General features: G+C 41.8%; 24 protein-coding genes. 13 read left to right on the top strand and 11 right to left on the bottom strand.

What is annotated here, in order from left to right; genetic code table 11:
* Positions 1–226 precede the first annotated feature (226 nt).
* Together LUCIF_RS17750 and LUCIF_RS17745 are read right to left on the bottom strand one after the other, a co-directional pair.
* Positions 227–931: an LbetaH domain-containing protein gene (locus LUCIF_RS17750; RefSeq protein WP_207857996.1), complete on the bottom strand. Its 705-nt coding sequence runs from the start codon at positions 929–931 to the stop codon at positions 227–229.
* Between the two features lie 466 nt (positions 932–1,397).
* Positions 1,398–2,360, bottom strand: coding sequence for a LysR family transcriptional regulator (locus tag LUCIF_RS17745; RefSeq protein WP_122629224.1), 963 nt, complete (start codon positions 2,358–2,360; stop codon positions 1,398–1,400).
* Positions 2,361–2,613: 253 nt separating this feature from the next.
* On the opposite strand from LUCIF_RS17745, the gene LUCIF_RS17740 reads away from it, so the two are divergent.
* The 10 genes from LUCIF_RS17740 to LUCIF_RS17690 all read left to right on the top strand — a co-directional run bounded on the left by LUCIF_RS17740 (position 2,614) and on the right by LUCIF_RS17690 (position 13,377).
* Entirely contained in the window at positions 2,614–3,933 is a 1,320-nt protein-coding gene (locus tag LUCIF_RS17740; protein WP_122629223.1) for an MFS transporter, read from the top strand.
* A 47-nt stretch (positions 3,934–3,980) separates the two neighbouring features.
* Complete coding sequence (gene ttdA, locus LUCIF_RS17735) at positions 3,981–4,880, top strand: L(+)-tartrate dehydratase subunit alpha (protein ID WP_122629222.1); 900 nt, start codon at positions 3,981–3,983, stop codon at positions 4,878–4,880.
* Entirely contained in the window at positions 4,880–5,491 is a 612-nt protein-coding gene (ttdB, locus tag LUCIF_RS17730) for a L(+)-tartrate dehydratase subunit beta (RefSeq protein WP_122629221.1), read from the top strand. The genes ttdA and ttdB overlap by 1 nt, the downstream gene beginning before the upstream one ends.
* A gap of 369 nt (positions 5,492–5,860) precedes the next feature.
* Positions 5,861–6,454 carry a hypothetical protein gene (locus LUCIF_RS17720; RefSeq protein ID WP_207857993.1) on the top strand — a complete coding sequence of 198 codons (594 nt, stop codon included), beginning with the start codon at positions 5,861–5,863 and terminating at the stop codon, positions 6,452–6,454.
* Between the two features lie 270 nt (positions 6,455–6,724).
* Positions 6,725–7,924 carry a hypothetical protein gene (locus LUCIF_RS17715; RefSeq protein ID WP_122629219.1) on the top strand — a complete coding sequence of 400 codons (1,200 nt, stop codon included), beginning with the start codon at positions 6,725–6,727 and terminating at the stop codon, positions 7,922–7,924.
* A 656-nt stretch (positions 7,925–8,580) separates the two neighbouring features.
* Positions 8,581–9,318, top strand: a complete 738-nt coding sequence (locus LUCIF_RS17710) for a hypothetical protein (RefSeq protein WP_126720610.1) — start codon at positions 8,581–8,583, stop codon at positions 9,316–9,318.
* A 199-nt stretch (positions 9,319–9,517) separates the two neighbouring features.
* Complete coding sequence (locus LUCIF_RS17705; protein WP_207857991.1) at positions 9,518–10,045, top strand: TetR/AcrR family transcriptional regulator; 528 nt, start codon at positions 9,518–9,520, stop codon at positions 10,043–10,045.
* Between the two features lie 192 nt (positions 10,046–10,237).
* Positions 10,238–11,005: an EFR1 family ferrodoxin gene (locus tag LUCIF_RS17700; protein WP_122629216.1), complete on the top strand. Its 768-nt coding sequence runs from the start codon at positions 10,238–10,240 to the stop codon at positions 11,003–11,005.
* 46 nt (positions 11,006–11,051) lie between these two features.
* Positions 11,052–11,927 (top strand): SDR family oxidoreductase, encoded by an 876-nt coding sequence (locus LUCIF_RS17695; RefSeq protein ID WP_122629215.1) that lies wholly within the window; start codon positions 11,052–11,054, stop codon positions 11,925–11,927.
* 295 nt (positions 11,928–12,222) lie between these two features.
* Positions 12,223–13,377 carry an acyltransferase family protein gene (locus tag LUCIF_RS17690; RefSeq protein ID WP_207857989.1) on the top strand — a complete coding sequence of 385 codons (1,155 nt, stop codon included), beginning with the start codon at positions 12,223–12,225 and terminating at the stop codon, positions 13,375–13,377.
* Between the two features lie 186 nt (positions 13,378–13,563).
* Here LUCIF_RS17690 and LUCIF_RS17685 read toward each other — a convergent pair whose 3' ends face one another.
* From LUCIF_RS17685 to LUCIF_RS17675, 3 genes are read right to left on the bottom strand one after another with little or no spacing between them, the layout of a single operon-like run.
* Complete coding sequence (locus LUCIF_RS17685; RefSeq protein ID WP_122629214.1) at positions 13,564–14,760, bottom strand: multidrug efflux MFS transporter; 1,197 nt, start codon at positions 14,758–14,760, stop codon at positions 13,564–13,566.
* 36 nt (positions 14,761–14,796) lie between these two features.
* Positions 14,797–15,450: an MBL fold metallo-hydrolase gene (locus tag LUCIF_RS17680; protein WP_122629213.1), complete on the bottom strand. Its 654-nt coding sequence runs from the start codon at positions 15,448–15,450 to the stop codon at positions 14,797–14,799.
* Positions 15,447–16,058, bottom strand: a complete 612-nt coding sequence (locus tag LUCIF_RS17675; protein ID WP_122629212.1) for a cysteine hydrolase family protein — start codon at positions 16,056–16,058, stop codon at positions 15,447–15,449. The genes LUCIF_RS17680 and LUCIF_RS17675 overlap by 4 nt, the downstream gene beginning before the upstream one ends.
* Before the next feature lie 118 nt (positions 16,059–16,176).
* Between LUCIF_RS17675 and LUCIF_RS17670 the strand changes: the two genes are divergently transcribed.
* On the top strand, positions 16,177–16,779 hold the full coding sequence (locus LUCIF_RS17670; protein WP_122629211.1) for a TetR/AcrR family transcriptional regulator: 603 nt from the start codon (positions 16,177–16,179) through the stop codon (positions 16,777–16,779).
* A gap of 106 nt (positions 16,780–16,885) precedes the next feature.
* Here LUCIF_RS17670 and LUCIF_RS17665 read toward each other — a convergent pair whose 3' ends face one another.
* Positions 16,886–18,436, bottom strand: a complete 1,551-nt coding sequence (locus tag LUCIF_RS17665) for an IS1182 family transposase (RefSeq protein WP_243638755.1) — start codon at positions 18,434–18,436, stop codon at positions 16,886–16,888.
* A gap of 394 nt (positions 18,437–18,830) precedes the next feature.
* Between LUCIF_RS17665 and LUCIF_RS17660 the strand changes: the two genes are divergently transcribed.
* Together LUCIF_RS17660 and LUCIF_RS17655 are read left to right on the top strand one after the other, a co-directional pair.
* On the top strand, positions 18,831–19,757 hold the full coding sequence (locus LUCIF_RS17660; protein ID WP_207857988.1) for a lipase family protein: 927 nt from the start codon (positions 18,831–18,833) through the stop codon (positions 19,755–19,757).
* Positions 19,757–20,602: a lipase family protein gene (locus LUCIF_RS17655; RefSeq protein ID WP_122629210.1), complete on the top strand. Its 846-nt coding sequence runs from the start codon at positions 19,757–19,759 to the stop codon at positions 20,600–20,602. Before LUCIF_RS17660 ends, LUCIF_RS17655 begins: the two co-directional genes overlap by 1 nt.
* Before the next feature lie 68 nt (positions 20,603–20,670).
* Here LUCIF_RS17655 and LUCIF_RS17650 read toward each other — a convergent pair whose 3' ends face one another.
* The 5 genes from LUCIF_RS17650 to LUCIF_RS26200 form a co-directional block, all read right to left on the bottom strand.
* Positions 20,671–21,783: a radical SAM/SPASM domain-containing protein gene (locus LUCIF_RS17650; protein WP_122629209.1), complete on the bottom strand. Its 1,113-nt coding sequence runs from the start codon at positions 21,781–21,783 to the stop codon at positions 20,671–20,673.
* A 16-nt stretch (positions 21,784–21,799) separates the two neighbouring features.
* On the bottom strand, positions 21,800–22,618 hold the full coding sequence (locus LUCIF_RS17645) for a PTS system mannose/fructose/sorbose family transporter subunit IID (RefSeq protein ID WP_122629208.1): 819 nt from the start codon (positions 22,616–22,618) through the stop codon (positions 21,800–21,802).
* Positions 22,608–23,438, bottom strand: a complete 831-nt coding sequence (locus LUCIF_RS17640) for a PTS mannose/fructose/sorbose/N-acetylgalactosamine transporter subunit IIC (protein ID WP_122629207.1) — start codon at positions 23,436–23,438, stop codon at positions 22,608–22,610. The genes LUCIF_RS17645 and LUCIF_RS17640 overlap by 11 nt, the downstream gene beginning before the upstream one ends.
* Before the next feature lie 73 nt (positions 23,439–23,511).
* Entirely contained in the window at positions 23,512–23,727 is a 216-nt protein-coding gene (locus LUCIF_RS17635) for a class II fructose-bisphosphate aldolase (protein WP_207857985.1), read from the bottom strand.
* A 210-nt stretch (positions 23,728–23,937) separates the two neighbouring features.
* A partial coding sequence (locus tag LUCIF_RS26200) for a hypothetical protein (RefSeq protein WP_165866053.1) occupies positions 23,938–24,555 on the bottom strand: 618 nt, incomplete at its 5' end.

Genomic DNA, 24,555 nt, shown 5'->3' with positions numbered 1-24,555 from the left:
CGTACGCTTTAATTTCCCCCGGAACACACTATATTTACTATAGGTTTTAGCTAAAAAAAACTTTTTTCCTGCAAATATTATAACGCAGGCGAAGTGTATGGTCAGGGGTTCGGCATGCCTCGCCTCCACCAAAATTTGGGAATTAATTAAAAACCTGCCTAATCAGCAGGTTTTTGTTATTGCAAGAGTCTTATATGTCAAGGTGACGGCATTTTCTACGCGTACGCTATTCTTCTAAATTCTTAAAAGTATTACTATTACAACAGAGACCACAACTACATATAGTATCACCAAATTTTAAAGAATAGGCTTGTGCAAGTTCGCCATTTGTTTTAACTACACTTTTAGCAAAATTCTCATTAGCTTCCGATACTTTTGTTAGAACGTTAGCCTTTCTTTGAGTATCTATTATAGCTCCAATCGGAACATAGCTATTAGGAGGAATTCGTACTCCATTTGTTACAATAGCTGCTAAATCAATGTAACAGCCATCTTCCACAATGGCGTTAAAGACAATCGCGTTAAATCCTACAAAAGTATTATCTTCAACAATGCATGGACCATGAATTAGAGCTCCATGAGCAGCACTAACTTTATTTCCTAAATAGATAGAATATTGTTCATTATGCACAGTTAATCGCATATTTTTCAAACCATGTAAAATCACTCCATCTTGTAAGTTGGTTTTATTTCCAATATGAAATGGTGTTCCTTCATCAGCTCTAATTGTCACATTACATCCAATAAACACTTCTTTTTTTATTCGGACATCTCCAATAATGCTAGAAAAAGGACCGATAAAAGCAGTTTTATCAATAGTAGGATATACGCTAACACGATTAAAAGAAGTCGCAGGATTACTAGTAACAAAATATGAATATCTATTATTTATTTCTGCAGGCCTTTGTCCAACAGGTTTTTCTAGACTCATAGCGATATCTCCTTATATAGTAATATTAGGGTTACATAGAACTCTAATATATTCTATGAATTAGTAGTGATTATGTCACATAATTAAAGAGTATATTTAGTAAAGAAATTGGCATGAAAGTGCGCGAAGCTTTCTGATGATTCTCATAAGGAGGATGGCTACAGAAAGACTGGAGATCGTGAAGCTATTTCTTACGAGTTTGTTGAAACTCTATCATTAGATTAATTTGTTCTATGGTATTTTCCGACGTTTCTAAACCGCAGGCAGGATAAGGTTAGTATGGGAAAAACACCAAATTGTCAGTTCCTTGTTGAATGATTTTTGGATGGGTTTTCCCTGAGCCGTTTATACGAAGAGCAGTTAGCTTTTGGTAACAATAGTTTAGCGCGTAATTGGTGTCGGTTCGCCTCCACCAATCAAAATTCGGAAAACATTTGATTAATAAGTTGTCGAATAAAGAACGGTCCTAGGTGTTTTCCATAAAACTTGGGGATGTCGACAACCCCGTCCCCTTGACACTAAAAGATTGTTTCATTAAATTAATAAATTCGACTGCCGCCTTAGATAGATACCTGCTTTTGCAATAAGCAACGATAACAGTTCGTAATGGCATTGGGCAAAGAGAAAAATAGCAGGGGTTTTTGCTGATGTTGCTAGCGCGGATAAGCGTGTCAGGCAGTAAGGCTGCGCCCATTCCTGCACCTACCAATGCCTGGGCGGCATTCATGCTTTGGGTTTCTAATAAAATGCGCGGTTTAAATTCAGCTTTATTGCATAAATCGAAAAAGACATTATGGAGCTTTTGCCCTTTATCCATGAGGATAAAAGGGGTTTCACGGACATCCTGTAGTTTGATTTGCGGCGGATTAAGATAATCTCCAGGTTGACGCTGAAACTTTATGCATAGTGGATGATTTGGCGGTAGAGCAAGCAGTAATTCTTCCTGGAACAATTCTTCATAGTCAAAGAGTTTTGTATTGATGGGTAGCAGTGAGATTGAAAAATCTGTTTGACCATTTAAGGCGAGTTCTTCTAATCGATGTGTGGTATCTTCCTTCAAAATAAGTTCCAGTCCGGGAAATCTTTGTTTAAATATAGGAATAATCTGCGAAAGCAGGTACGTATTACGGAAAGGTGAGCTTCCGATAGTCAGGTGGCCCCGACGTAAATTGGCTACATCATCAACCATTTTCGTGAATTGATCGCTTAAATCCAAAATTTTTTTGGCTGTCTCAATATAAAGCTCACCAATATCGGTGAGCTTTAATGGCGTGCTGCTTCGGTCAAACAGGGGAAATCCAATTTTTTCTTCCAGTTTAAGAATAACTTGGCTTAAAGAAGGCTGGGAAATATAGAGTTTTTTGGCTGCTAAAGAAAAACTTTTTTCTTCGGCTACTTTGAGAACATATTTTAATTGATGATATTCCATTGGGATATATCTGCTCCTTTGTATAGGCAGAAACCTATAATGTTTATATAATTTTACGTATTAGACTTATTTATGAGTATAGCTTATACTTTAAATCGTGTAAAGGAGCGCGCAACTTTGCAAGAAAAAACTGACTTATCTTAATTTACATTAAATTAAGTATATTAAGAAGAGACAAAAGAATTGGTTTAAATTAATCTATCAAAGAAAGGAAAGCTTAGATTTGTGCTAGCAAGTCTATAGGGGTGGACATATGAATGTTGCTAAGGATGTAAAGAAGACGAATGTTCGTTGGATAACCGTGGCCATCTTGTTTCTTATTACCGTAATAAATTACGCCGACCGTGCTACTATTTCGCTCGCTGGTTCGGGGATAGAAAAACAATTTCATATGGGCCCGGTAGCAATGGGCTATATCTTTTCAGCCTTTGGCTGGGCATATGTTATATGCCAGTTGCCAGGAGGATACTGGTTAGATCGATTTGGCTCAAAAAGAGTATATGCATTTAGTATTTTTTTCTGGGCGTTAAGTTCAATACTTCAAGGATTTACCGGTTTTCTAGCTGTAGGAACTGCATTTGTTACTCTATTTATTTTACGGTTATTATCTGGAGCTGCAGAATCACCTACTTTTCCAGCAAATAGTAGAATTGTTGCGGCATGGTTTCCTGCTGCGGAGCGTGGTACCGCCGCAGCTATTTTTAGCGCGGGCCAAGCTGCTGCTACTGTAATTTTTGCGCCTTTAATGGGATGGATTATATTTACTTTTGGCTGGTATTATGCTTTTTGGTTCATGGGCATATTGGCAATGCTATTTACGTTAGTGTGGAAGAAGTTCATTCATAACCCCAAAGATCATCCGATGGCTAATGAAGCGGAGATTCAATATATTGTAGAAGGCGGCGGTTTGGTTGATATGGATCAGACCAATGCTGGAGCTAAGAAGAATGAGTCTATCATGAAATATGTTAAACAACTGCTGCACAATCGGATGATGATAGGTATTTATATTGCGCAATACTGTATTAATGCCACGATATATTTCTTTATCACCTGGTTTCCAGTTTATCTGGTGCAGGCTCGGGGATTGTCAATTCTTAAAGCTGGCTTTGCCGCATCTGTACCAGCGATATTTGGTTTTGCCGGTGGCATTTTAGGCGGTATTTTATCCGACTTCTTATTGAAAAAAGGATATTCCTTAACCGTAGCTCGAAAAGTACCAATTGTGTTGGGAATGTTATTAGGCATGACAATAATTATTTGTAACTATGTGGATAGTGTATTTATGGTTATTGCTATTATGTCGGTGGCGTTTTTTGGTAAAGGATTTGGCCAACTTGGTTGGGCAGTGAATTCTGATACTGCGCCGAAGGCAATCGTGGGTGTAAGTGGTGGGGTATTAAACATTTTTGGCAATCTTACCAGTATTATCACTCCGATTACCATCGGCTATATTATTAAAATAACAGGGTCATACAATGATGCGCTAGTATTTATTGCCGCACATTGTTTGATTGCAATTCTTTGTTACCTGTTTATTGTTGGAGAAATTAAGCGTGTTGAGCTTAAGTAAAGTTCTGGCGCAAAAGTAAATATAAAAGTAGAAAGAGGATGATAGGTATGAGAAAGGACGAAGCGGTATTTCGTTTAACGGATACAATTGCAAAATTTGTGGCTTATACAGGCAAAGTATTACCTGATGATGTAAGAAAAAAATTGCAGGCGCTTGAGGCAGAAGAAGATACTCCGCTGGCAAAGGTTATCTATGAGACGATGTTTAAAAATCAAGAACTTGCCGTCCGGCTAAATCGGCCAAGCTGCCAGGATACGGGTGCTATCCAATTCTTTCTTCAGTGCGGCGCCAATTTCCCCTATATCGGAGCCATGGAAGAAATTTTACGGGAGGCAGTCATTCAGGCTACAAAGGATGCGCCGCTGCGTCATAACAGTGTCGAATCTTTTGATGAATATAATACTGGCAAAAACGTGGGAAAAGGAGTTCCAACAATTTTTTGGGATATTATTCCCGAAGATGATAAACTTGAAATTGATACGTACATGGCTGGCGGCGGATGCAGCCTGCCTGGCAAAGCTATGGTGCTCATGCCGGGCGAAGGATATGAGGGCGTAACTCGCTTTGTGCTAGATGTTATGACAAGCTATGGTCTTAATGCCTGCCCACCACTATTAGTTGGTGTTGGTATTGCAACTTCTATTGAAACGGCAGCTGTACTTTCTAAAAAAGCGTTGATGCGTCCGCTCGGAATGCATAATCCCAATGAACGTGCCGCCTCGATGGAAAAATTATTAGAAGATGGTATTAATAAAATTGGGTTAGGTCCACAGGGACTTACAGGAAAGAATTCTGTACTTGGCGTTCATATTGAAAATACGGCAAGGCACCCGTCGGTTATCGGTGTAGCCGTTAATGTTGGCTGCTGGTCACACCGCCGCGGGCACATAGTTTTTGACAGAGACCTGAATTATGCGATTAATTCTCATACGGAGGTGGAATTCTGATGGCAAAGAAAATTTTAACAACACCGATTAAAGCGGAAGACTTGGAAGATATCAACATAGGCGATATCGTGTATTTGAATGGATACATTACGACATGCCGCGATGTAGCCCATCGCCGGCTCATTGAAGAAGGGCGCAATTTACCGGTTGATATTGATGGCGGTGCCATTTTCCACGCAGGGCCGATCATTAGAACAATAGATGAAAATCAGTACGAAATGGTATCCGTTGGCCCAACAACCAGTATGCGCATGGAAAAGTTTGAAGAGGAATTCATTAAGGAAACCGGGGTCAAGCTTATTGTTGGCAAAGGTGGTATGGGTGAAGGTACAATGAAAGGTTGTCGCGATTATAAAGCCATTCATGCAGTCTTTCCTGCGGGATGTGCAGTAGTAGCTGCGACTTGCGTGGAAAAAATAGAGGATGCCAATTGGAAAGACCTCGGTATGCCAGAAACATTATGGACATGCAAGGTCAAAGAATTCGGTCCGCTCATTGTTTCAATTGATACACACGGACGAAATCTTTTTGAAGAAAATAAAGTGAAGTTCAATCAAATAAAGGAGAAAGTAATTGCTGAAATTTGCAAGCATGTCAGCTTTATCAAATAATGACTGCTGATATTGGCCTATATTTTGCGTTAACGAAAAAGTGGTATATGACGAGAGCAGATTGAATAAAAACAAAAAACAGGCCGGTTGAGGTGAAGTTTGATGTGCACCTTGACCGGCTTTCTGTTTGTATGTCTGATTAATAAAAAATTATCAATTATTAGATTAGTAGTGTCGCGAATGCAGGAAAATATCGAGAACCCCGTTCTTTTGACAAATCAGTGGGACAATGAAACTGTCCCTTGTATGTTCCTGAAGGATGAACCAAAGTATTATTTTTAAGGTGTGAGTACGTAGAAAGCAAAAAGAACGTCCCTTTGCTTCCTAGAGTGTCAGAAATTTGTGTAAAAACATATTATGTAACATATAGTGTTAAAGGAGGAAAGCTATATGTTTAATCCTTACTATAGCAGCGAATGTTGTTTAAGCGAAACGGAAGTTCATTTAAGGGACTGTTTCCGTTTGCTCTGGGAGCAACATGTTTATTGGACCAGAATGGTTATCTTAGGTATTGTGTTTGATTTGCCGGACTTGGAGCAAACTACGGAGCGGCTTCTGCGTAACGCACCTGATTTTGCTAAAGTATTTTGCCGTTTCTATGGAAATGAAATCGCATTCGAATTTGAACGCTTGATAAGGGATCATCTGGTTATTGCGGCGGAACTTGTGAAGGCGGCAAAGGCTGGAGATAGTAGAGCTGCGGTGGACGCTGAAAAAAGGTGGTATGAAAATGCCGAGGAAATCGTATGTTTCCTAAATCAAATTAACCCTAATTGGTCTGTTGAATGTATGAGAGAAATGTGGTTTACCCATTTGGCATTAACAAAAGAGGAGGCTGTCGCGATGCTTAAGGAGGATTATTCCAGAAGTATCGAGACATTTAATAAAATCGAGAAAGAGATATTAATGATGGCGGATGATTTTTCCAACGGCATTATATGTCAATTGCGAACCGTCCCCTGACTCGTCCTCTGACTCGTCTTTGCGGGGCTTTTTTGTGTGGAGGAGGTTGAAAAGGAAGGAAATTCCATACGTATGAAGAAAATAATCGTAGTAAAATGCCTACACGGCTATTGTCCAATAATATACAAGTTATCCCTGAGAGAAATTCCAATTTAGCCAAATTGATGGTTGTAACTATAGAATAACTGGAACGGACGATGGTAATATAGCGTGCATTGATTTAATTCCGTCCAGTTGGGGCTATATATTTGACAAGAAGGAATTGAGAGTATGGATGATCTACAGGATTTAGTAATTCTTTTGATCTGTCTGGCGATAACGGTAATTTTCTGTTATTTTATACTCCGTTTGGCAAGCCGGGATAGTCGGCTGATGAAAAAATTATCTTCGACCGGAGTTGTGGCCTTGGCAAGAATTGATAGGGCGGAACAGACTGGAACAATGATAAACGACCAGCCGCAACTGAGAATTTGGGTTACTGCCTACCCTGAAAACAGGCAACCGGTGCAGCTTGTTATTAAGCAGGTAGTTCCTTTGATTTCGATACCGCAAGTGCAAGTTGGATCTCAAGTGACGGTAGCGTATAACCCAAATAAAATTGAGGAGGCGATCATTTTAAGCCAGGAATACACCAATAAGTTAGAACACTATACCTCCCAAGACAATGAACTAAATCGTCTCCTTGCTAATCTGTATACGTCGATGCCCGAACATCAGGAAAATAATCTTGCGGCAGCAGTTGCTCCTTTTGGCAAAGACAAATATCCGACGTTTACTGAGGTCATCCAAGTAGCGAATAGCGGTCAATATATTAACGGCCATCCAATACAGAATGTTGTGTTTAAAGTCAATGTCCCAGAGAATGGTAGCCGGGAAATCCCATATACCTTACTAGCTCCTTCCTTTGCTCCTTACGAGAGAGGGGAGATGGTAGAAATGGTGTATAGTTATGTTGATGAAAGAGCCACGGGAGTCTTTAGCCGCAGTCCAGAGTATAAATATGAGGCGCGAAGTAAATTCGGCGATATTAGTCAAGCAGTATATCACCTGACAACGGTTAACCCGTCCGGTTATTATATGGGTGACGATGAATTTTTTTTCATTAAGGCCCAAGTAGCCTTTGATAATAGTGTAATTGAAGTGGAGATAGTGGCTCAGATGCCTAAAACAAGTAATTTACAGCCAGGCATGAATATCAGTAATTATTGTTGGCGAGAGAACTACAGTAAAAAAGCAAGGCTGCAAAAACAAAAACGGGGAATTGCCAAAGTCGATTACGTGGAAACATCCAAGGTTTGTTGGGGTCAAAATCCGCTAGTAAAGATCGGAGTAACTGTTGAGGATAATGAAATCAAAGCGTTAATTGAGGAACCGGTTCATACCTTGCGTATACCGGAGGTGGGAAACCATGTTTTTGTGGCATATAGCCCCCTAACAAAGGAAGCAACCCTGTTGGGAGGCAAGGTTTGAAAGAACAGACATAATAATAATAGACCCGCAGACGATAAGGGAGCCGTCATTACGCCGGCAAATGATAGAATAAAGGAAAAACAAAGAAATAAATGGCAAGATGTGCGAGGGAGGTATTCTAATGAATGACATTATTGCCCGGTTGCAGCAAGGTGGGGATTTGAGGTCTATCGGTCAAGTAATTCACTGCAGGCGATAGCCGAAATTGCAGATAGACATATTGATTATAGAAACCTTGCACTTGGAAAGATTGAACAAGGAATATTATCAGGAAGCCCAGCAGTAAAAAAACGAGCCGAAAAATTGGCAGAGTTATCAAAGAGGCGGTATAACAATGCGAATATCACTTAGACCAGCATGTACTACTGACAGTAAAGCCGTGACTGGAGGGCTTGGTCAGGCCGGGAACAGGTATTGGATAAAAAGCTTGATTTTCTATCATCATTAAACTTCTGCCCCAATATGTAGAACTTGGCAGGAGTTTTGTTTTTTATGGGAAATAAAGGGTGTAGGCATTTTGAAATAAACGAGAAATGGTCATAGTTTTTCGGAAAATAGGTATAGTTCAAAGGGGTGTCGACAACCCCGTCCCCTTGACACTGTTTTTATGTGCATTTCTAGGCGTCTTTATTGCCTTGCAAAGGGGTGGGATTATTGTGGATAAGATCGCTAGAGTGTCAATTACCACTATTATAACTATTTTTTTAGCGCATCATTTGTCAATGTTACTTCATGAATGGACACATAGCACAATAGCATGGATCTACGGATATAAAGCAAGTCCGTTTGATATTTATTATGGAGACTGGACATTGCTATCTGCTTGGGAGCTAATTGATTACAAGTCGATTTTGGCTGAAGGTAAAGGAAAAATTGTGTCAATAATAGCCATTAGCCCAATTATTTTGGGTGGAATTCTTTACTTGCTTGGCGTAATGCTTTTATCAAAACGGCAAATAAAGAACAACAAGATATTATGGTACTTTCTATTCTGGTTTACGTTATCTAATCTTGGTCAAGTTTTGGATTACATACCCATCAGAACTTTTACCGCTTATCATGATGGGCTTTTACGCGGGGATATTGGCCATTTTATACAAGGCTTGAATCTATCACCATGGATTGTCTTTATTCCTGGTACATTATTCGTTGTTATGGGAGTATGGGAAGTTTTAAAATTTGAAGTTTCCAGAGCGTATGTGGTAATGGGGGTCTCCGATTTACGAACCAGAAAGCGGTTATTATTCCTCGTATTGGCATATTTGTTCTTCTGGTATGGTTCATCTGGTTTCCATGTATCTTTTATTTCAGACGTTTTCAGCTGTATATCAATTTTAGCTGTACCGGTGCTATTTTATTATTACAATCCGGCTCGTGAAGGGTTAGAAAAATAAAATTGAAAAGTTGCATTAGGATTAACATAGGAGCCTGGGAAGATTTGAGGGAAGGTTAGAAAGCTAAAGGGTAAGAAAATAGATCGCAGAATATTGACTGACTGGCCACTCTCTGATAATATAATAATATATTTAGTAATACAGCTTAGGGAGAAAAAGTATGGCCAGACCAAGAAGTGACGATAGACGGAATGCGATAATGTCAGCGGCGATACGCATAATCGCCGCACAGGGGCTAGGGGGAGCTACGGCAGCGATTGCAAAGGAGGCTGGCGTCTCTAATGGGTCACTCTTCACCTACTTTGAGACGAAAGCCGACTTGTTGAACCAGCTTTACTTAGAACTTAAAGCAGAGATGGCCACGGCCGCCTTAGATGGACTCCCGAAAGAGAGTGACATACGCCAACAGGCGTTCTATATGTGGTCCCACTTGCTGCGCTGGGCAACGTCCTACCCCGAAAAACGCAGGACGCTCGCGCATTTATACGTATCAGACGATATCACCCCGGAGAGCCATCAGGCTGCGAGCCGCGCGTTCACTAACATCAGTGAGCTTCTGGAACGGAGCCGCGAGAATGGACCGATGCGTGATGCTCCGCTAGAGTTCATCGTCGCCTTGATGAGTGCGCTTATTGACACGACAATCAACTTCATGATCCATGACTCGGCCAACGCAGACAAACATTGTATGGATGCGTTCGATGCCTTTTGGCGAATGATTGCATAATTTTTTACTCATAAATGACTAACTAGACACTCATTTAAAAGAGGGGTACAAACGATGCCATTTGTAAATTGTAACGGAAAATAAAGGACAAGAAATGAAGTTTCAATAGAAATGTGCAAAAGCCTGAATGATTAGCCTTATAGGGGAACTGGTTTATAAATTTAAATAACATCAATGGTGAGGTATGTGAACATGAAGAAAACGATTTTTTACTTTTCTGCAACAGGAAATAGTCTGCAAACCGCCCTTGATATCGCCGCTGCTTTAGGTGATACTGATGTGTTACCAATCTCCAAAGTCGGAATGAATTATAAATGCAATAGCGAAGTAATCGGTTTTGTATTTCCTACTTATGCATTTGGACTGCCCAATATGGTACAAGGATTTATTAAAAGCGGTGATTTCAATAAAAATGCTTATTTCTTTTCGGTGGTCACCTGCGGGGGAGCTATTGGTACAAGCTTAGCTGATGTCGATAATATCCTGAAAGAAAAAGGGGGATATTTACATTACGGATCTAAACTGCCTATTTTGTCAACTTACATACTGATGGTTGATATAAAGACCGATAAACTGCCCAAACTGCTCTCGAAGGCTGACACTCGGCTTAGTGGCATCATTCAAGCCATTAAGAGCAGAAAGGAATGTAAAATAAAAGGCGGTTCGGGACCTCTTGCTTTTCTTTTTAAGACGATGCATAAAAAATCAGTTGCCAAATACAAGTTTACTGATAAAAATTATAGCATTTCAGAATGTTGTACAAAATGCGGCATTTGTGTTTCGGTTTGTCCAGTAAAAAATATTGAGATTGTAGATGAAAAAGTAACATTCAAGCATAACTGCGAACGTTGCCTTGCGTGTATTCATTGGTGTCCGCAAAAAGCCATCAATTATAAAGACATAACTCAAAGCAAGCAACGGTATCATCATCCTAAAGTAAAATTATCTCAATTACCGTAATTATTAAATAGTCTAGACTTGGATCTAGCGCAAGGAGGAATTTATTATGCGTATTTTTGTCACAGGTGCAACAGGCTTCATAGGATCTGCGGTTGTTCGCGAACTTATCGATGTGGGTCATCAAGTCGTCGGCTTTGCCCGTTCCGACAAGAGTGACGCAGCGTTAACGGCTGCCGGGGCTGCAGTACATCATGGTTCATTGGATGACCTCGACAGCCTGCGCAGAGGAGCAGCCGCTGCGGACGGTGTCATTCACCTGGCATTCATACATGACTTCAGCAACTACGCCGGCGCCGTCGCTGCTGATTTGCGTGCCATTGAAGCGATGGGTGCCGCTCTAGACGGGTCCGGCAAGCCCTTCGTAATTACCTCCGGAACATTGGCGGTCCCGTCACTAGGGCGTTTGGCAACGGAAGAGGACCAGGGGGCGGCTGAATTTCCCCGGGCCGCGTCGGAGAATGCGGCAATTGCGCTGGTTGAGCGCGGAGTACGATCCTCGGTCGTGCGGCTTGCGCCGTGCGTACATGATTTCAATCGGCATGGCTTTGCTTCGGTACTCATCGACATTGCCCGCAGGAAGGGGGTGTCAGCCTTTGTCGGCGAAGGTTCGAACCGCTGGCCCGCCGTACATCGGCTTGATGCGGCGCATCTGTTTCGGTTAGCCGTGGAAGCCGCCCCGGCCGGCTCACAGTTACACGGAGTTGGTGAGGAGGGCGTATTGTTCCGGGACATTGCCGATGCCATCGGACGCCGACTGAATCTACCGGTGGTAAGTATTTCCCGGGGAGAGGCAGATGCCCACTTTGGCTGGCTTTCCGCCTTTGTGACAACCGATAATCCAACGTCAAGTGTGCTGACCCAGGAACGGCTGGGCTGGAGGCCAGAGGGTCCTGCATTGACCGCGGACATCGGTTCTGCCTAGGTATGCCCTTAAAAGCCTGATTATGTATATTCTCAGGGAAATCCAAACGCCCAGGCTTTTAACACCTTGTATTTTTGCGAATGGAATAATAAACTTCTGCCTCAATATAGAATTTGGCAGGAGTTTTGTTTTTTATGGGAAATAAAGGGTGTAGGCATTTTGAGATAAACGAGAAATGGTCATAGTTTTTCGGAAAATAGGTATAGATTTAATACTTTCATACATTTTTGTGCCTTGAGCGGCGGGCCGCTTGCGGTACATAGAGAAAGGAATGAAAATTTTTATGAAAAGTAGTGTGGAAAGTGCTAGTAACAGAACGGGTAACCGAATATACTTTTTAGATAATTTACGTGCTTTTATTGTTCTGTTGGTTATTGCCTTTCATGTCTCAATTACTTATATGGCGCATGCCCCTCAATGGTGGTATGTCGTGGATACGCAGAACAGTTCCTTGTTTACTTTATTTGTTATGGCAACAGATGTTTATATTATGCCTATTATGTTTTTTATTGCCGGTTATTTTGCAGTACCTGTCCTGCAGAGAAAGGGAACCATAGTATTTCTTAAAGACAAATTTTTCCGTATTGTTCTTCCCTGGATAGGTGGTGTGTTGTTTCTGGCTCCGGTTATTACTTATATGATTTGGTATAGCCGGTCTAGTACACCACCAGAGTATTTTCTTTACGTAAAAACGATGTTTTTTACGCCCGTTATCTTTAACCATGCTCATTATTGGTTTTTAGGTGAATTAAGTTATTTCTTTTTAGGTGTGGCGATATTATATACTATGAACCCGGCTATTTTTGAGCGAAAAGCCATAGCGCAAGCGCCTTCCGGATATTTTTTCCCTTTGTTTGGATTCATTATGGCAGTCAGTTTCTTTATTCCTAGTCTATTCTTTCTTCCGGATACCTGGTTTAATAAACTATATATCATCTCTCTGCAGCCATCTCGGTTTGGGGCCTACATTGGTTATTTTGTTTTAGGGATATATGCCTGGAAAAATTTATGGTTTACAGATGGAGGCTATATGCCGCGATTGGGGCGATGGTTCAGCGCCGCAATTATATTGTTGATAGTATTTCTTGTTTACCGAGTTACTTTTGCAGATACCACTCCTCTTTTATTAAAAGTAGGGAATGCAGCACTCCATTCCTATTTCTGCCTTGCTGCTGTGTTTGCTTTTATAGCCTTTTTTCATCGATATGTGGATAGCAGTGCATATCTGTGGCGCAGACTTTCGGCCAATTCTTATACCATGTACTACATTCACCAACTGATCGTAATATCTGCTACTTATATGGCACTAAAAATACAGTTACCTGTTTTCTTTAAATATCTTTTAGTGGCAGGTTCATGTATGGTACTATGTTTCTTACTTTCAGAATATGTAATAGGAAAACTAAAAAGATTGCCTCCTGCCTCTAGCGGCAATAAGCAAACTATATAATGACGGCTGTTAATATACTGTTTTAATCCAGCCACTTTATTATTAGATACGGAGAACCGTATCACTGATAACGGTGTAAAATGGGCTTCAATCCTTGTGTAATGCAAGGGTTGGGGCCTTGTTTTGTGTGTTTCTATATCTGGGAGACCGTTGCCATCATAGCCCTGAAAATTTAAAAACTCCATATTAGGTGTAGCAAAGCTTTTTATACACTTTAAAATACACCCATATTGCATTTATCAGCAGCAATGCGCTGGTTGCAAAAAAGACATATGAAATACCTAAATAGGCTGCCAGCTGCCCGCCTAAAACAGAGCCACCAAATACGCCCAGATATCCGGCAGACATGGTAAGACCAAAAACTCCACCTACAAGTGAATCTGGTGTAATTTTCTTAACAAGGGTATTAATAGAAGGGTTCAACCCAGCTATCGCTAAGCCCAATAAAAAGCGCAGCCCTATCAATTGCCATGGATTTTTTACAAAGGCTTGTGGTATATAAATGATTCCGGCAACAATGAGCGCAATTAATATAACTTTATGCGCACCTATTTTATCAGAAAGTCTGCCCAGCCTTGGAGCTGAAATTATGTTTGCCAGCCCTGAGGCGGAGAACGCTAATCCGGCCAACAGTGCGACATGAGCAGTAGCAGTACCTTTGGTTAATTGGGTGACGTAAACAGTTACGATGGGTTCTATAGAATATAACCCTAGAGTTAAAATGAAAAAGGTTACAAGCAGAATAATAGTCAAACTCTTTTCAGGGACATCTTCCCATATCTTCTTGATACTATTTGCTTTTTTATCCTGACGGACAAAAGATTCTTTTACAAATAAGGCGGTCATAATAAATGCAATCAGCAGTAAGGCACCTGTTATGAAAAATACAGGTTGAAAGCCAAGGGTCTCTTCTATAAATCCGCCAATTATTGGGCCAAGTAGAGAACCGGCAATACTTCCAGTTGAAAGTGTGCCTAAAGCATATCCCGCGTGTTCCTTATCCGTCTGAGTGGCAATTAAAGCGGTACACGCTGTACTAAAACCTGTGATAACACCCTCCAACAATCTTAATCCTATTAGTATATATATATTCGGCGCAAATCCCATACAAGAGATAACCAATGCCATACCCAGGCTTGCCCGCAGAATCATTGGCTTTCGCCCAACTTTATCGGCAAAATGCCCCCAAATTGGTGAGAAAATAGCTGAAATTAAATAGGTAACACCAAAAGCAACGCCTGAAAGTTGGGCGATGGAAGATGTACTATGAACACCCAAATGCTGTATATAAAGCGGCAATACAGGGGCGATCTGACTCATTCCGATAGCTGCTACGAAAATTCCAAACCAGCAAACGATTAAATTTCTTTTCCAAAGCGGCATGAATATAACTCTCCTTATGTTCAAAGCTGTCTGATCTCAATCATATTGAAGGATAACAATCTCTTTATCTTCTTTGGATTCTTTTATATCGGCTTTGTCAATGTCCAGTTCCTCACACTTTTTCGTCTTTAACCCCGAAGCAGCAATGAACTTATCGACCTTTTCAAATAAAAAGCCAAGCAGCCCGAACGCCTTTGTCCGGTAATGCATCGGGATCACAATTGCCGGATTCAGCTGCTTCATGACTTGAACAGCATCCAGTGCACCAATGGTGGCGCGTCCGCCAGTGGGGAGCAGGAGTATGTCTACGGTTCCTATTTCGTTAATCTGAGTATCTGTTAGCACGTGGCCCAGATCGCCGCAGTGGCAAACATTGATTCCATCAATACTAAAGTTATATATCGTGTTTTTTCCTCTCTTGGTCCCCAAAGCCTTATCATGAAATGTTGCTACCCCTTTTATAGCAATACCATTTACATCAAAAGTACCCAGTTCGTTGAAATGGGTAAAGCTGCATTTGACTGCATTAATATTATTATGGTCGCTGTGATTGTGACTGGTAGATACGATATTCGCTTCAATTTCAGGTAACTTATAACCCAACATATTTTTGAACGGATCAGTGAGTATTTTTGTTCCATTTTCCGAAGTTATCAGAAAGCATGATTGGCCTAACCATTTGATTTTCAATTTACGCACCCCTTTTTATAGCTCTCAATATATTTACCGTATGCAACGGCATTTGGCGTTTGTGTATACGGCAACCTGTTTTTGTGGAGTGATTTGCCAATCTCCATTAACACCCGGTGAACTTCCGGATCTGCGTCCAGACAGGCGTCGGAAAGTACGATTAGACCGTAATCTTTGTCGGCGGCTTCCCGCAGAGTGGAAAGTACGACCCCACTTGTGGCAATGCCGGTTAAGATTAATGTATCGATCCTATGGGAGCGGAGAATAACCTCGAGATCACTACCGGCAAATGCGCTCACCCGTAATTTGGTCACCACGGGCTCAGCGGGACGAAGCGCCAGCGAATCGTGAATTTGCGACGAATCTTCGGAAATCGTCATTCCACCGCGTTTTGTAATGGTTGAAAACGACTTATTTTGGGCGCTTATTTCGGGATAGCCTTCCCGGAATGCGACTCTCACAAAAATAACTGGAATAGAATGTCGGCGAGCGGCCTCGACAGCTCGTTGGAACGGAATCAGTACTTTCCCATCTTCTGCAAAACGCGATACAATACCATTTTGTAAATCCATGACCAACAGAGCAGCTTTATTAGTTTGATTTTGCATTATTGTAAAATCCTCCTCAATAGATTATGATTAAGCGGAGAGTTCTCCTTTTATACTAAACGGAGATGTCTCCACTTGTCAATGGAATATCGAAATAAATGTCAGGAGTGAAAAACGAATGGATGAAAAAAATATAGAGCATACCCGTCCTGAACGCCGTGATGCTGCTGAGAACCGTCAGCGAATATTGGATGCAGCACTTAGACTGTTTGAACAAAATGGTGTCGAACAAGTTAGTATGAATCAAATTGCCACGGAAGCACAGATTGGTCCGGGAACGCTATATCGCCGCTATCGAAATAAAAGTGAGTTATGCTTGGATTTAATTAAGGATAATATTGTTCTTCTTTTCGATGATATTGATGAATACTTGGAGGCAAACCGGAAAAATGCGCCAGATCAACGGCTTAGGGGGCTGCTTGATTTATTTATTCGTTTCAGAGAAAAAAAGGCACAATTGCTTACCGGGGTCGAGGAATCAACGCCGATAAATTCATTTAAGTCTCGAATGCAGAGCCCTTTACATGACGACTTGCATCAATTATTTGTTGAACTATTTGACGAAATGCATGCAAACGAACAAAATTATCTTAACAGTGTCTTTAGAGCGGATATGTTGTTGATGGCTTTAAGCAAAGATTTCTATTCATTTCAAAGGAATGTAAGGGGTTATACGCCTGAACTACTTTTGGAGCAACTCGGCTTAATATTTCTCAATTGAAATTACACCTATACGATAAACGATGTCATAAAGGATACTAGGCGATCAATTTTGGCGCGTGAGTGTGAGTCAGGGGACGGTTCGAAACCACTGAAAAAGCCCTATTCTAAGCAGACCTCGATAATTCACAACGAAAATTTCTTAAAAATATATTTATCCAGAAAAAACTTTGCTTAAAACAAGCAAAATAAGAGGATACCAGAGATGCTATTCTTTTCAAATTAACCGCTAACACAGTTAGTTTGGCTTGAATGGTCATGCTCCGCAGACCATACCCTCGAGCACGGTCTAAACCATGAAAACGCTTCATTTCACCATTCTTCCATTCATGGCTGGCACGTTTTTTATACTTTTCCTGAAACTCAGCCGTTTTGGATCGTTGACTGTATTCGTAATATTCTCCAGCGTTGATTCCTACCGACAACTGCTTTACTTTAGATTTTCCATTAATACACTGGTTTATATTGGGACAGTTTATGCACACTTTTTTATCAAACGTATAGGTTAACATGGCCGCTTTGTTTTTTTGCCGCCGACATTTCTTTGAAATTGTATAATTACCCCTTTCGCAAAACCATTGATCGCTATCTTTATTATAGCTGAATTTGCTGTCATCAAGTTTATACACGGAAGCACTTACTGGAATAATGGTTTCCACTTGGTCTTCTTTTAAAATATCCAATATTGGTTTGCGAAAATAGCCTTTGTCGCCATAAAATTCTTTTATATCAAAGCCGCTTGTTTTTGTGCGTTTATATAAATCTTCAAATTTGCTGCCATCTACATAGGCTCCATCACTTACTTCTATAGCCGTTATGATCCGTTCTTCTGGAATCATGGCAAATTCTACTTTATATCCAAAAAAACTGTCCGTTTTTGATTTATAACCAACCCGTGCATCTTGGTCGATAAGTGAGCGAATTCCCTTTTGCAATATAAACTTTTCATCACTAATTATATTCGTCGCTTCGGTAATCGCATCTTGTGTGCATGGCATATCGGAAAATTCATTGCTTTCTTGGACTTTAGCAATCACTTCTTCTAAATAGGTTTTCATTACAGTCTTCGCTTCTTCATGATTTTCCATTGCTTTATAGTCGGGTATATTGGTATCCATTTCGGAAAGTATTTTTCCGTTTTCTCTATCCAATGTTTTAAATATTTTTTTCGCCAGATGCTTCATAATTCGTTCTGGCACTTTTTTTGTGGTATTAGCTGCTGTATGTGTAGCATCTATGCTAAGTCCATGGCTCTTAATAATGCCTTTCTCAATGCATTGGTGAACTACTTCCTGAATAATATCATCCATACTGGTATCTTTAAGTCTTTGCGTTCTGAATTTTGCAAGCAAGCTTGCATCTGGCAGTTCTTCATCAGGATTTATGCCGACAAACCACATATAGGCCAAGTTGAGTGACACTTCTTCAATTACCCTGACATCGGATAAGTTGTACAAATATTGGAGAATCAGGAGTTTAGCCATCATTTCTGGTTCTTTTTCCGGGCGTCCTATTTTTTTGCTATATGAATCTTCAAGAAGTTTATTAACAAAGCTAAAGTCTACCGTTTTATTAATGACTTTCAGTATATGATTTTCCGGTATTTTATCGTATAGAACGGAATATAGGCTTAATTGTTTTGGTGTTGTCTTTAGCATTTAGATTCCCCGCATTACAATTTGATCTATTATTATTATATCGATATATTCGGGGGGTTTCAGACTTTTTCAGTGGTTTCGAACCGTCCCTTGACTCCTTTTGGTTAACTTGGTTTATTACGGGCATATTGCCGACAGCTGTAACATCCAAATGTATGGAACATGGGGACAGTTCCATTGTCTCACTATATTCTATCAATCACTTTTAGGATGAAGAAAGAAGCAAAAAGAATATCCCCTCGATAGTAACATTTCCATCTCAGTTTATATAGGATAATATTAGATAACTATGCGGTCACTACCTTGATGTTAATTCAGATGGTCCATATTTCAGATAAATGCAATTGAATTCCTCCGGCCAAATTTACCGGTATGTCCCGGATTGCTCAGGCAGATGAGTAGCAGTATGATTTCATATTATCCTAATATTTTTAAGAAAGGAATTATATATATGTTTGTCTCCGGCGCAGAAAATAATTTTAATAGTGAAGATTCGATATTACTTGCCGCTATGAGCTATCAAACATATCCACTCTTTCTAGCGGAAAAGCTCATCTTACCAAAAGGTTTTGAACTTCGATATATAATTCGTGCTTTTGCCGACGTAGAGCATCCTAAAGAAGAAATATTTGGTTACATTACAGAATCGATATATAATATCGTTATCGCATTTAGGGGATACGCTTCGTATCCGGCAGACCTTATTTCAGCATATGACATACTTCAAGTACCATATCCTTTTGTTAGGAATGTCGGAAAAACCTCACGCGGATTTACATGCATCTATCAATCAACAAGAAGCAAATTAATCAGAAAATTAAACAAACTATCACCAGCCAAAAGTCTGTTTATTACCGGTCACAACTACGGAGGAGCATTAGCAATATTGGCTGCTTTAGATATTGCGGTAAATACCCGGTTTGAAAATCCTATCGTCTATACCTATGGTAGTCCTCGTGTTGGCGACCCAGAATTTGCTTTCCGGTTCAACCAAGTGGTAAAAAGCAGTATACGAATTGTAAATATTCACGACTCTTTTCCTACTTTCCCGGCCCAAATATATCCGCCTCCGTTTACGAAGGAAGGGCTATATTATCAACACGTGAAAACAACGTATCCACTCTCTTTTCAACTGAATGATACGCCCCGTAATGATTCGATCGGCTGCTATTTTAAAAACCTCAGTAAAAAGAATCCTGATTTTGCCAAAGTATTGTGCTATGAAAATCCGGGTTTTTGTCCTAATACAGAAATGTGCGTTCCCTTTCAGGGAACATGCAAAAGTCTGATTCCTTGTAATAGGAGAGGAGAGCTTCCTTAATGGATATCCCAGGCGTAGAGAATATTTTTAATAGTGAAGATGCAATATTACTTGCGGCAATGTGTCATCAGTCAAATCTGCTTTTTGAAAAGGAAGAACTTACCTTGCCAAAAGGCTTTGAACTTCGATATATCATTCGCGCTCTTGCCGGTGTTGAATATCCGGAAGCAGAAGTATTTGGTTTTATTACAGAGTCACGAGCTGAAATAGTTATAGCTTTTCGAGGAACCGATTCATTTAGGGACAATGAGTCGGACCAAGACCTCTATCAGGTTCCCTATCCATTTGTTAGCAATATGGGAAAAACACATCGCGGATTTACATGTATCTATCAATCAACAAGAGATATATTAATCAGCGAGTTAAACAAACTTTCTACAACAAAAAGACTATTAATCGCCGGGTACAGTTTAGGAGGACCTTTGTCAGTGTTAGCTGCCTTGGATATCGCAGTGAACACCAATTTTAAATTTCCTATCGTATATACTTACGGCTCCCCGCGCACCGGAGATCCTGATTTCGCTTTCCGGTTTAACCAAGTGATCAAAAATAGTATTCGCATTTTTAATGTCCACGACATTATTCCTACTTTACCGGAGAAAGCGTATCCACCTCCATTTACCAAGGAAGGATTATACTATCGACATGTAAATAATAACTATCCACTTTCTTTTCAACTGAATAGTTTAGCCCGTAATCATTATATTAACTGCTACTTTAACAATCTCAGTCAAATGAATCCTGGTTTTGCCAAAGCATTATGCTATGACAATCCAGGTTTTTGTCCCGATACAGGATTATGTATTCCATTTGAAGGAATATGTAGTGAGAATAGTTCAAGTTAGATGAAAAATTGTTAGGGGACGGGGTTAGTGACAACTATGTGTCGACAACCCCGTCCCCCTAACAATTTTCATGATACCTTCTTCAATCGCATTGCTACTTCATCGATATGTGGCAGCACATACTGAAGAACTGCCTGATAACCGCAAAAATCATTCTGTTCATTCACATACATAGCCTCTGCCATCCTGCGGCAACCGCCCCGGCACATCCTGCCGAACGGGCAGCTTGCGCAATATGCAGGGGGTTTTGTCCGGCATCTTAAGAACTCTTGCGCTGCCGAAGACTGGAAAAGCTCCTGCAGCCCCATCTCGCAGATATTTCCCATCCTGTATCTATCGATAGCATAGAAATCACAAGGATACACACTGCCATCCGCCTCAACGACATATTGGATCCGGCAGCTGCCAAGCATACCGCAGGCCGTGATACGGCCTGCGGCAAAAAGATTCAGTATACCGTCAAAAAGTCTGATGCTCATATATGTACCCTGGACAAGTCCAGAAAACCACAAATCATAGATCCGGCGATAGAATCCGGCGAACAGCTCCGGCGTCAGGACATATGCTTCCCTCTTCCCGCCGGACAAACCTGCCAGACAGGGAATGAACTGGACATATCCTATCTGTTCCTGCCGCAAGAACGTATATACATCGTCCGGTTCCTGAGCCAGTGCAGCTGTCAGGACACATAAAACATTGTATTCGATACGATATGCATCCAGTAAACGCTTTACTGCGAGGACACGCGGAAAGGTACCCAGGCCTTCGGCATCGACCCGATATCTGTCATGCAGACTCTCGCAGCCGTCCAGGGACAGCCCGAGCAGGAAGCCATGCTGTTTCAGAAACTCGCACCAGGAATCATCGAGCAGTATGCCATTCGTCTGTAGTGTATAATGCACAGTGACATCCTTATCCTGTGCTTCCACGAAGGAAACGATATCCTTGAAATATTCCAATCCTGCAAGCATCGGCTCACCTCCTTGGAACGCCAGCGTAAGATCATCTCCATCAGACAGTGACCGATAAATATTTTCCAGCATCTTCTCCGCCGTTCCATGGCTCATGCGCCCGAACGAAGGAACTTCCCGGTGTATGCTGATATCCTCATAAAAGCAATATCTGCATCTCAGATTGCACTGCGATGACATCGGCTTGACCAAAACCGAGACATACTCCACTCCGGCGCCTCCCTTTTCACATAATCCCCAATCCTACCATAACGGCCGCAAACACCAGGATGCCGAGCATGAGTTTATTCGTGCTCCAGCCCCTCCTATCGACCAAGAGATAGCTTGCCACAGCTACGAGCAGCGGCACAAGGTTTGGCATGATCTTATCGCAGATAGCCTGGATATTGATGACCATATCTCCGGAGGTATACTGAAATTTTATCGGCGCCTGTACCGTCATAGAGGCGACACCTCCGATAACAATCAGCCCGACAATCGTCAATGCCGTAGTAATCTTTACCTTGAGCTCTTCATTCATCAAGATCTTCACTGCATCCAGCCCCAGCGAATACCCCTTCATAAAAAGATAATATTTCATAGGAACCACAAGAAGAAGCCAGGACAAAAGGAAAACGATGGCACCAACCGGTGAGCCGTCCGCCGACAAACCGATGCCGATGCTCAGCAGGATAGGATTGAGCGTCCCTACCAGGATGGAATCGCCGATGCCGGCCAGCGGCCCCATGAGTGCATTTTTCGTGCTGCTGATGATATCCGGGTCAAAGTCCGGGTCATTCGCGTAGGTCTCCTCGAGCGCCAGGGATATGCCGGGAATGATTGCTCCCAACTGGGGCTCCGTATTGAAGAAGGACAGATTCCGCTTCAGGGCCTCCGCCAGCCCTTTTTTATCATTCGCATACAGCTTCTCCAGGCTCCCGGACAGGCTATGTGCAAAGCCAGTACCCATCATACGCTCGTAATTATGGGAGCTTTGATGAAAAAACAGCCACCGCCAGGAAGCTTTCGCTACATCTTTTTTTGTAAGCCCCACATTATTCTTCATAGTCACCCTCCTCGCTTTCGTAAACCATCTTCTGCGGCTGCGTCGCCACAGCGTTAGCCGAAACCGTTCGTACATTATTATAGCGGGCCATAACGTAGATCAGGGACAATGCAATCGCAATGAATACCAGGGATGTCGTGGTAAGCTTGAACGATGTCGTGAACACCCAGCCGAAGATGAACAGGAAAATCATCCATCTCTCATTGATGATCTGCTTCAAAAGGATAGCAAAGCCCAGGGCCGGCAGCATTTTTCCACCGACAGCCAGGAAGTTCAGCACGATACCCGGCATAGCCTTCAGCAAGCCTTCCGCGAACGGTGCACCAAAATAGCAGGTAAGCCCGACAATGAAGAAGCGTTCAAAAAAAGATATCGAGGTGCCTGCAATATTAGCAATCCTTACACCGCTGGCATCCGCTCTTTCAGCACACCGGTCGGCACGATGGGCGAAAACAGCCTGCACCGTCATCGTGAAATTATGGAGAGCTACGCCCAACGCTCCCAAAGGGACCGCAAAAATAACAGCCGTTTCCGGCGTACCGCCACTGACGATGGCGAGCGGGATACCGATGTATGCCGCCAGATTCAAATCGGAGGGAACCGCCCCGCCCGGCGTAATTTGTCCGATGAAGATGGCCTGCACAGCCACGCCACAAAGCACGCCGGTCTTTACATCTCCGAGTATAAGACCACAGATGAGTCCGGCTGCCAGCGGCCGCCCGATTCCATACCAGCCACCTGTCGTGCCGAAGAGCCAGGGAACCTGGTTTCGGCCCAGATAAGCAAACAATCCGATCAATAATGCCTGCCAAATTTCCATTTCATATCACTACTCCTAGCTTATGCTTTCGGGTTTACAAGATTTTTATTTTCTAAAGCCTGTCCAGCTCCATCTAAACAAAGCAATTCGCCGATTTTCGCCCCAATCGGCACATCAAATTTTGAACTTCGCCGGTCCCTTTTTTGGTAAATTCAGCATTTTCTTTAATCGACAGTGTTGAACCGTCAATCATTGGAGGTAAGCCCAGTTCCAGGGCTTCTTTGCATATGGCGAAACTATCGCCGTGATCCAAATGAATCGATACCGGGACAGGCACTTTTTGGGACACCAAATTGCCATCTGGACATTCCATCCAGCTATAATTTATTAGCGCAAAAAACGTGCCATATTAATTATTCAATAAACTTAATACTGAAAACTCCGACGCATTGAAAGATAACAAAAAAACAAAATTTCAGAAAATGTCGGCCTTACCGCTTTACTGTCCTTGTATAGGGTTCCTTTACGGACAAGTCATTTTTCTCAGGGCTCACTACTATTAAAAATTCAGATTCAATACAGCGCGGAAGAAATGGTTGTCAGCGCCGGAGACGCTTTCCCCTGCGTTTTCCGGAATAACCCGGCTGTATTGAAGAACGGTATTGAAGGTTTTGCTGAAGGCATAGCCGTACTGAAGATCCCAGTTAACAAAGTTTAAGCCGTTTGCAGCATCACTGTTGCCGGTGGAATCTCCCATAGCCGAGAACTGGTTAGCGAAAGCGTTAGCGCCTTTATTGACATAGTTGATCGAGAAATTATGGGCTGCCGGCTTGTCAAGGTTCTGATCACCGATCGTTACTTTTATGGAATAAGCATCGCTTTTCTTGCCTGGGAACGGAATCACGCTATCGCTCGCGCTGTTTTTAATGTATTCGCTGTTCAAGCCGATATTATGGCTGAACAGATAGTTGGTGTTTACTACCGTCCATTTGAACGGATCGACTCCGAGTGATGGATTATGCAAGTCATAATATCCTAATGACCAGTCGAACTTGCCCGCTTTGGATCCTACTGACACGCTTCTTACATCCAGGGTGTTGGCGTATTTTTGCAGATTGCCTGTGGCAGAAGCGCCGTCAAAGGTAACTCCGTTGATCCAGTGGCCGAACGTTGTGGT

Source organism: Allolucifera butyrica (assembly GCF_900476375.1).
Classification (GTDB): domain Bacteria; phylum Bacillota; class Negativicutes; order Sporomusales; family UPPP01; genus Lucifera; species Lucifera butyrica.
The sequence above is the reverse complement of the archived record's forward strand: the minus strand, read 5'-3'. Positions and strand labels throughout refer to the sequence as shown.

What these genes read in the sequence shown, in the direction of transcription:
- LUCIF_RS17705 (WP_207857991.1), top strand. Translation starts at nt 9,518, where the DNA reads ATGTCAGCGGCGATACGCATAATCGCCGCACAGGGGCTAGGGGGAGCT.
- LUCIF_RS17675 (WP_122629212.1), bottom strand. Translation starts at nt 16,058, where the DNA reads ATGCAAAATCAAACTAATAAAGCTGCTCTGTTGGTCATGGATTTACAA.
- LUCIF_RS17715 (WP_122629219.1), top strand. Translation starts at nt 6,725, where the DNA reads ATGGATGATCTACAGGATTTAGTAATTCTTTTGATCTGTCTGGCGATA.
- LUCIF_RS17660 (WP_207857988.1), top strand. Translation starts at nt 18,831, where the DNA reads ATGAGTAGCAGTATGATTTCATATTATCCTAATATTTTTAAGAAAGGA.
- LUCIF_RS17670 (WP_122629211.1), top strand. Translation starts at nt 16,177, where the DNA reads ATGGATGAAAAAAATATAGAGCATACCCGTCCTGAACGCCGTGATGCT.
- LUCIF_RS17700 (WP_122629216.1), top strand. Translation starts at nt 10,238, where the DNA reads ATGAAGAAAACGATTTTTTACTTTTCTGCAACAGGAAATAGTCTGCAA.
- LUCIF_RS17645 (WP_122629208.1), bottom strand. Translation starts at nt 22,618, where the DNA reads ATGAAGAATAATGTGGGGCTTACAAAAAAAGATGTAGCGAAAGCTTCC.
- ttdA (WP_122629222.1), top strand. Translation starts at nt 3,981, where the DNA reads ATGAGAAAGGACGAAGCGGTATTTCGTTTAACGGATACAATTGCAAAA.
- LUCIF_RS17695 (WP_122629215.1), top strand. Translation starts at nt 11,052, where the DNA reads ATGCGTATTTTTGTCACAGGTGCAACAGGCTTCATAGGATCTGCGGTT.
- LUCIF_RS17685 (WP_122629214.1), bottom strand. Translation starts at nt 14,760, where the DNA reads ATGCCGCTTTGGAAAAGAAATTTAATCGTTTGCTGGTTTGGAATTTTC.
- LUCIF_RS17640 (WP_122629207.1), bottom strand. Translation starts at nt 23,438, where the DNA reads ATGGAAATTTGGCAGGCATTATTGATCGGATTGTTTGCTTATCTGGGC.
- LUCIF_RS17740 (WP_122629223.1), top strand. Translation starts at nt 2,614, where the DNA reads ATGAATGTTGCTAAGGATGTAAAGAAGACGAATGTTCGTTGGATAACC.
- LUCIF_RS17655 (WP_122629210.1), top strand. Translation starts at nt 19,757, where the DNA reads ATGGATATCCCAGGCGTAGAGAATATTTTTAATAGTGAAGATGCAATA.
- ttdB (WP_122629221.1), top strand. Translation starts at nt 4,880, where the DNA reads ATGGCAAAGAAAATTTTAACAACACCGATTAAAGCGGAAGACTTGGAA.
- LUCIF_RS17750 (WP_207857996.1), bottom strand. Translation starts at nt 931, where the DNA reads ATGAGTCTAGAAAAACCTGTTGGACAAAGGCCTGCAGAAATAAATAAT.
- LUCIF_RS17745 (WP_122629224.1), bottom strand. Translation starts at nt 2,360, where the DNA reads ATGGAATATCATCAATTAAAATATGTTCTCAAAGTAGCCGAAGAAAAA.
- LUCIF_RS17665 (WP_243638755.1), bottom strand. Translation starts at nt 18,436, where the DNA reads ATGCTAAAGACAACACCAAAACAATTAAGCCTATATTCCGTTCTATAC.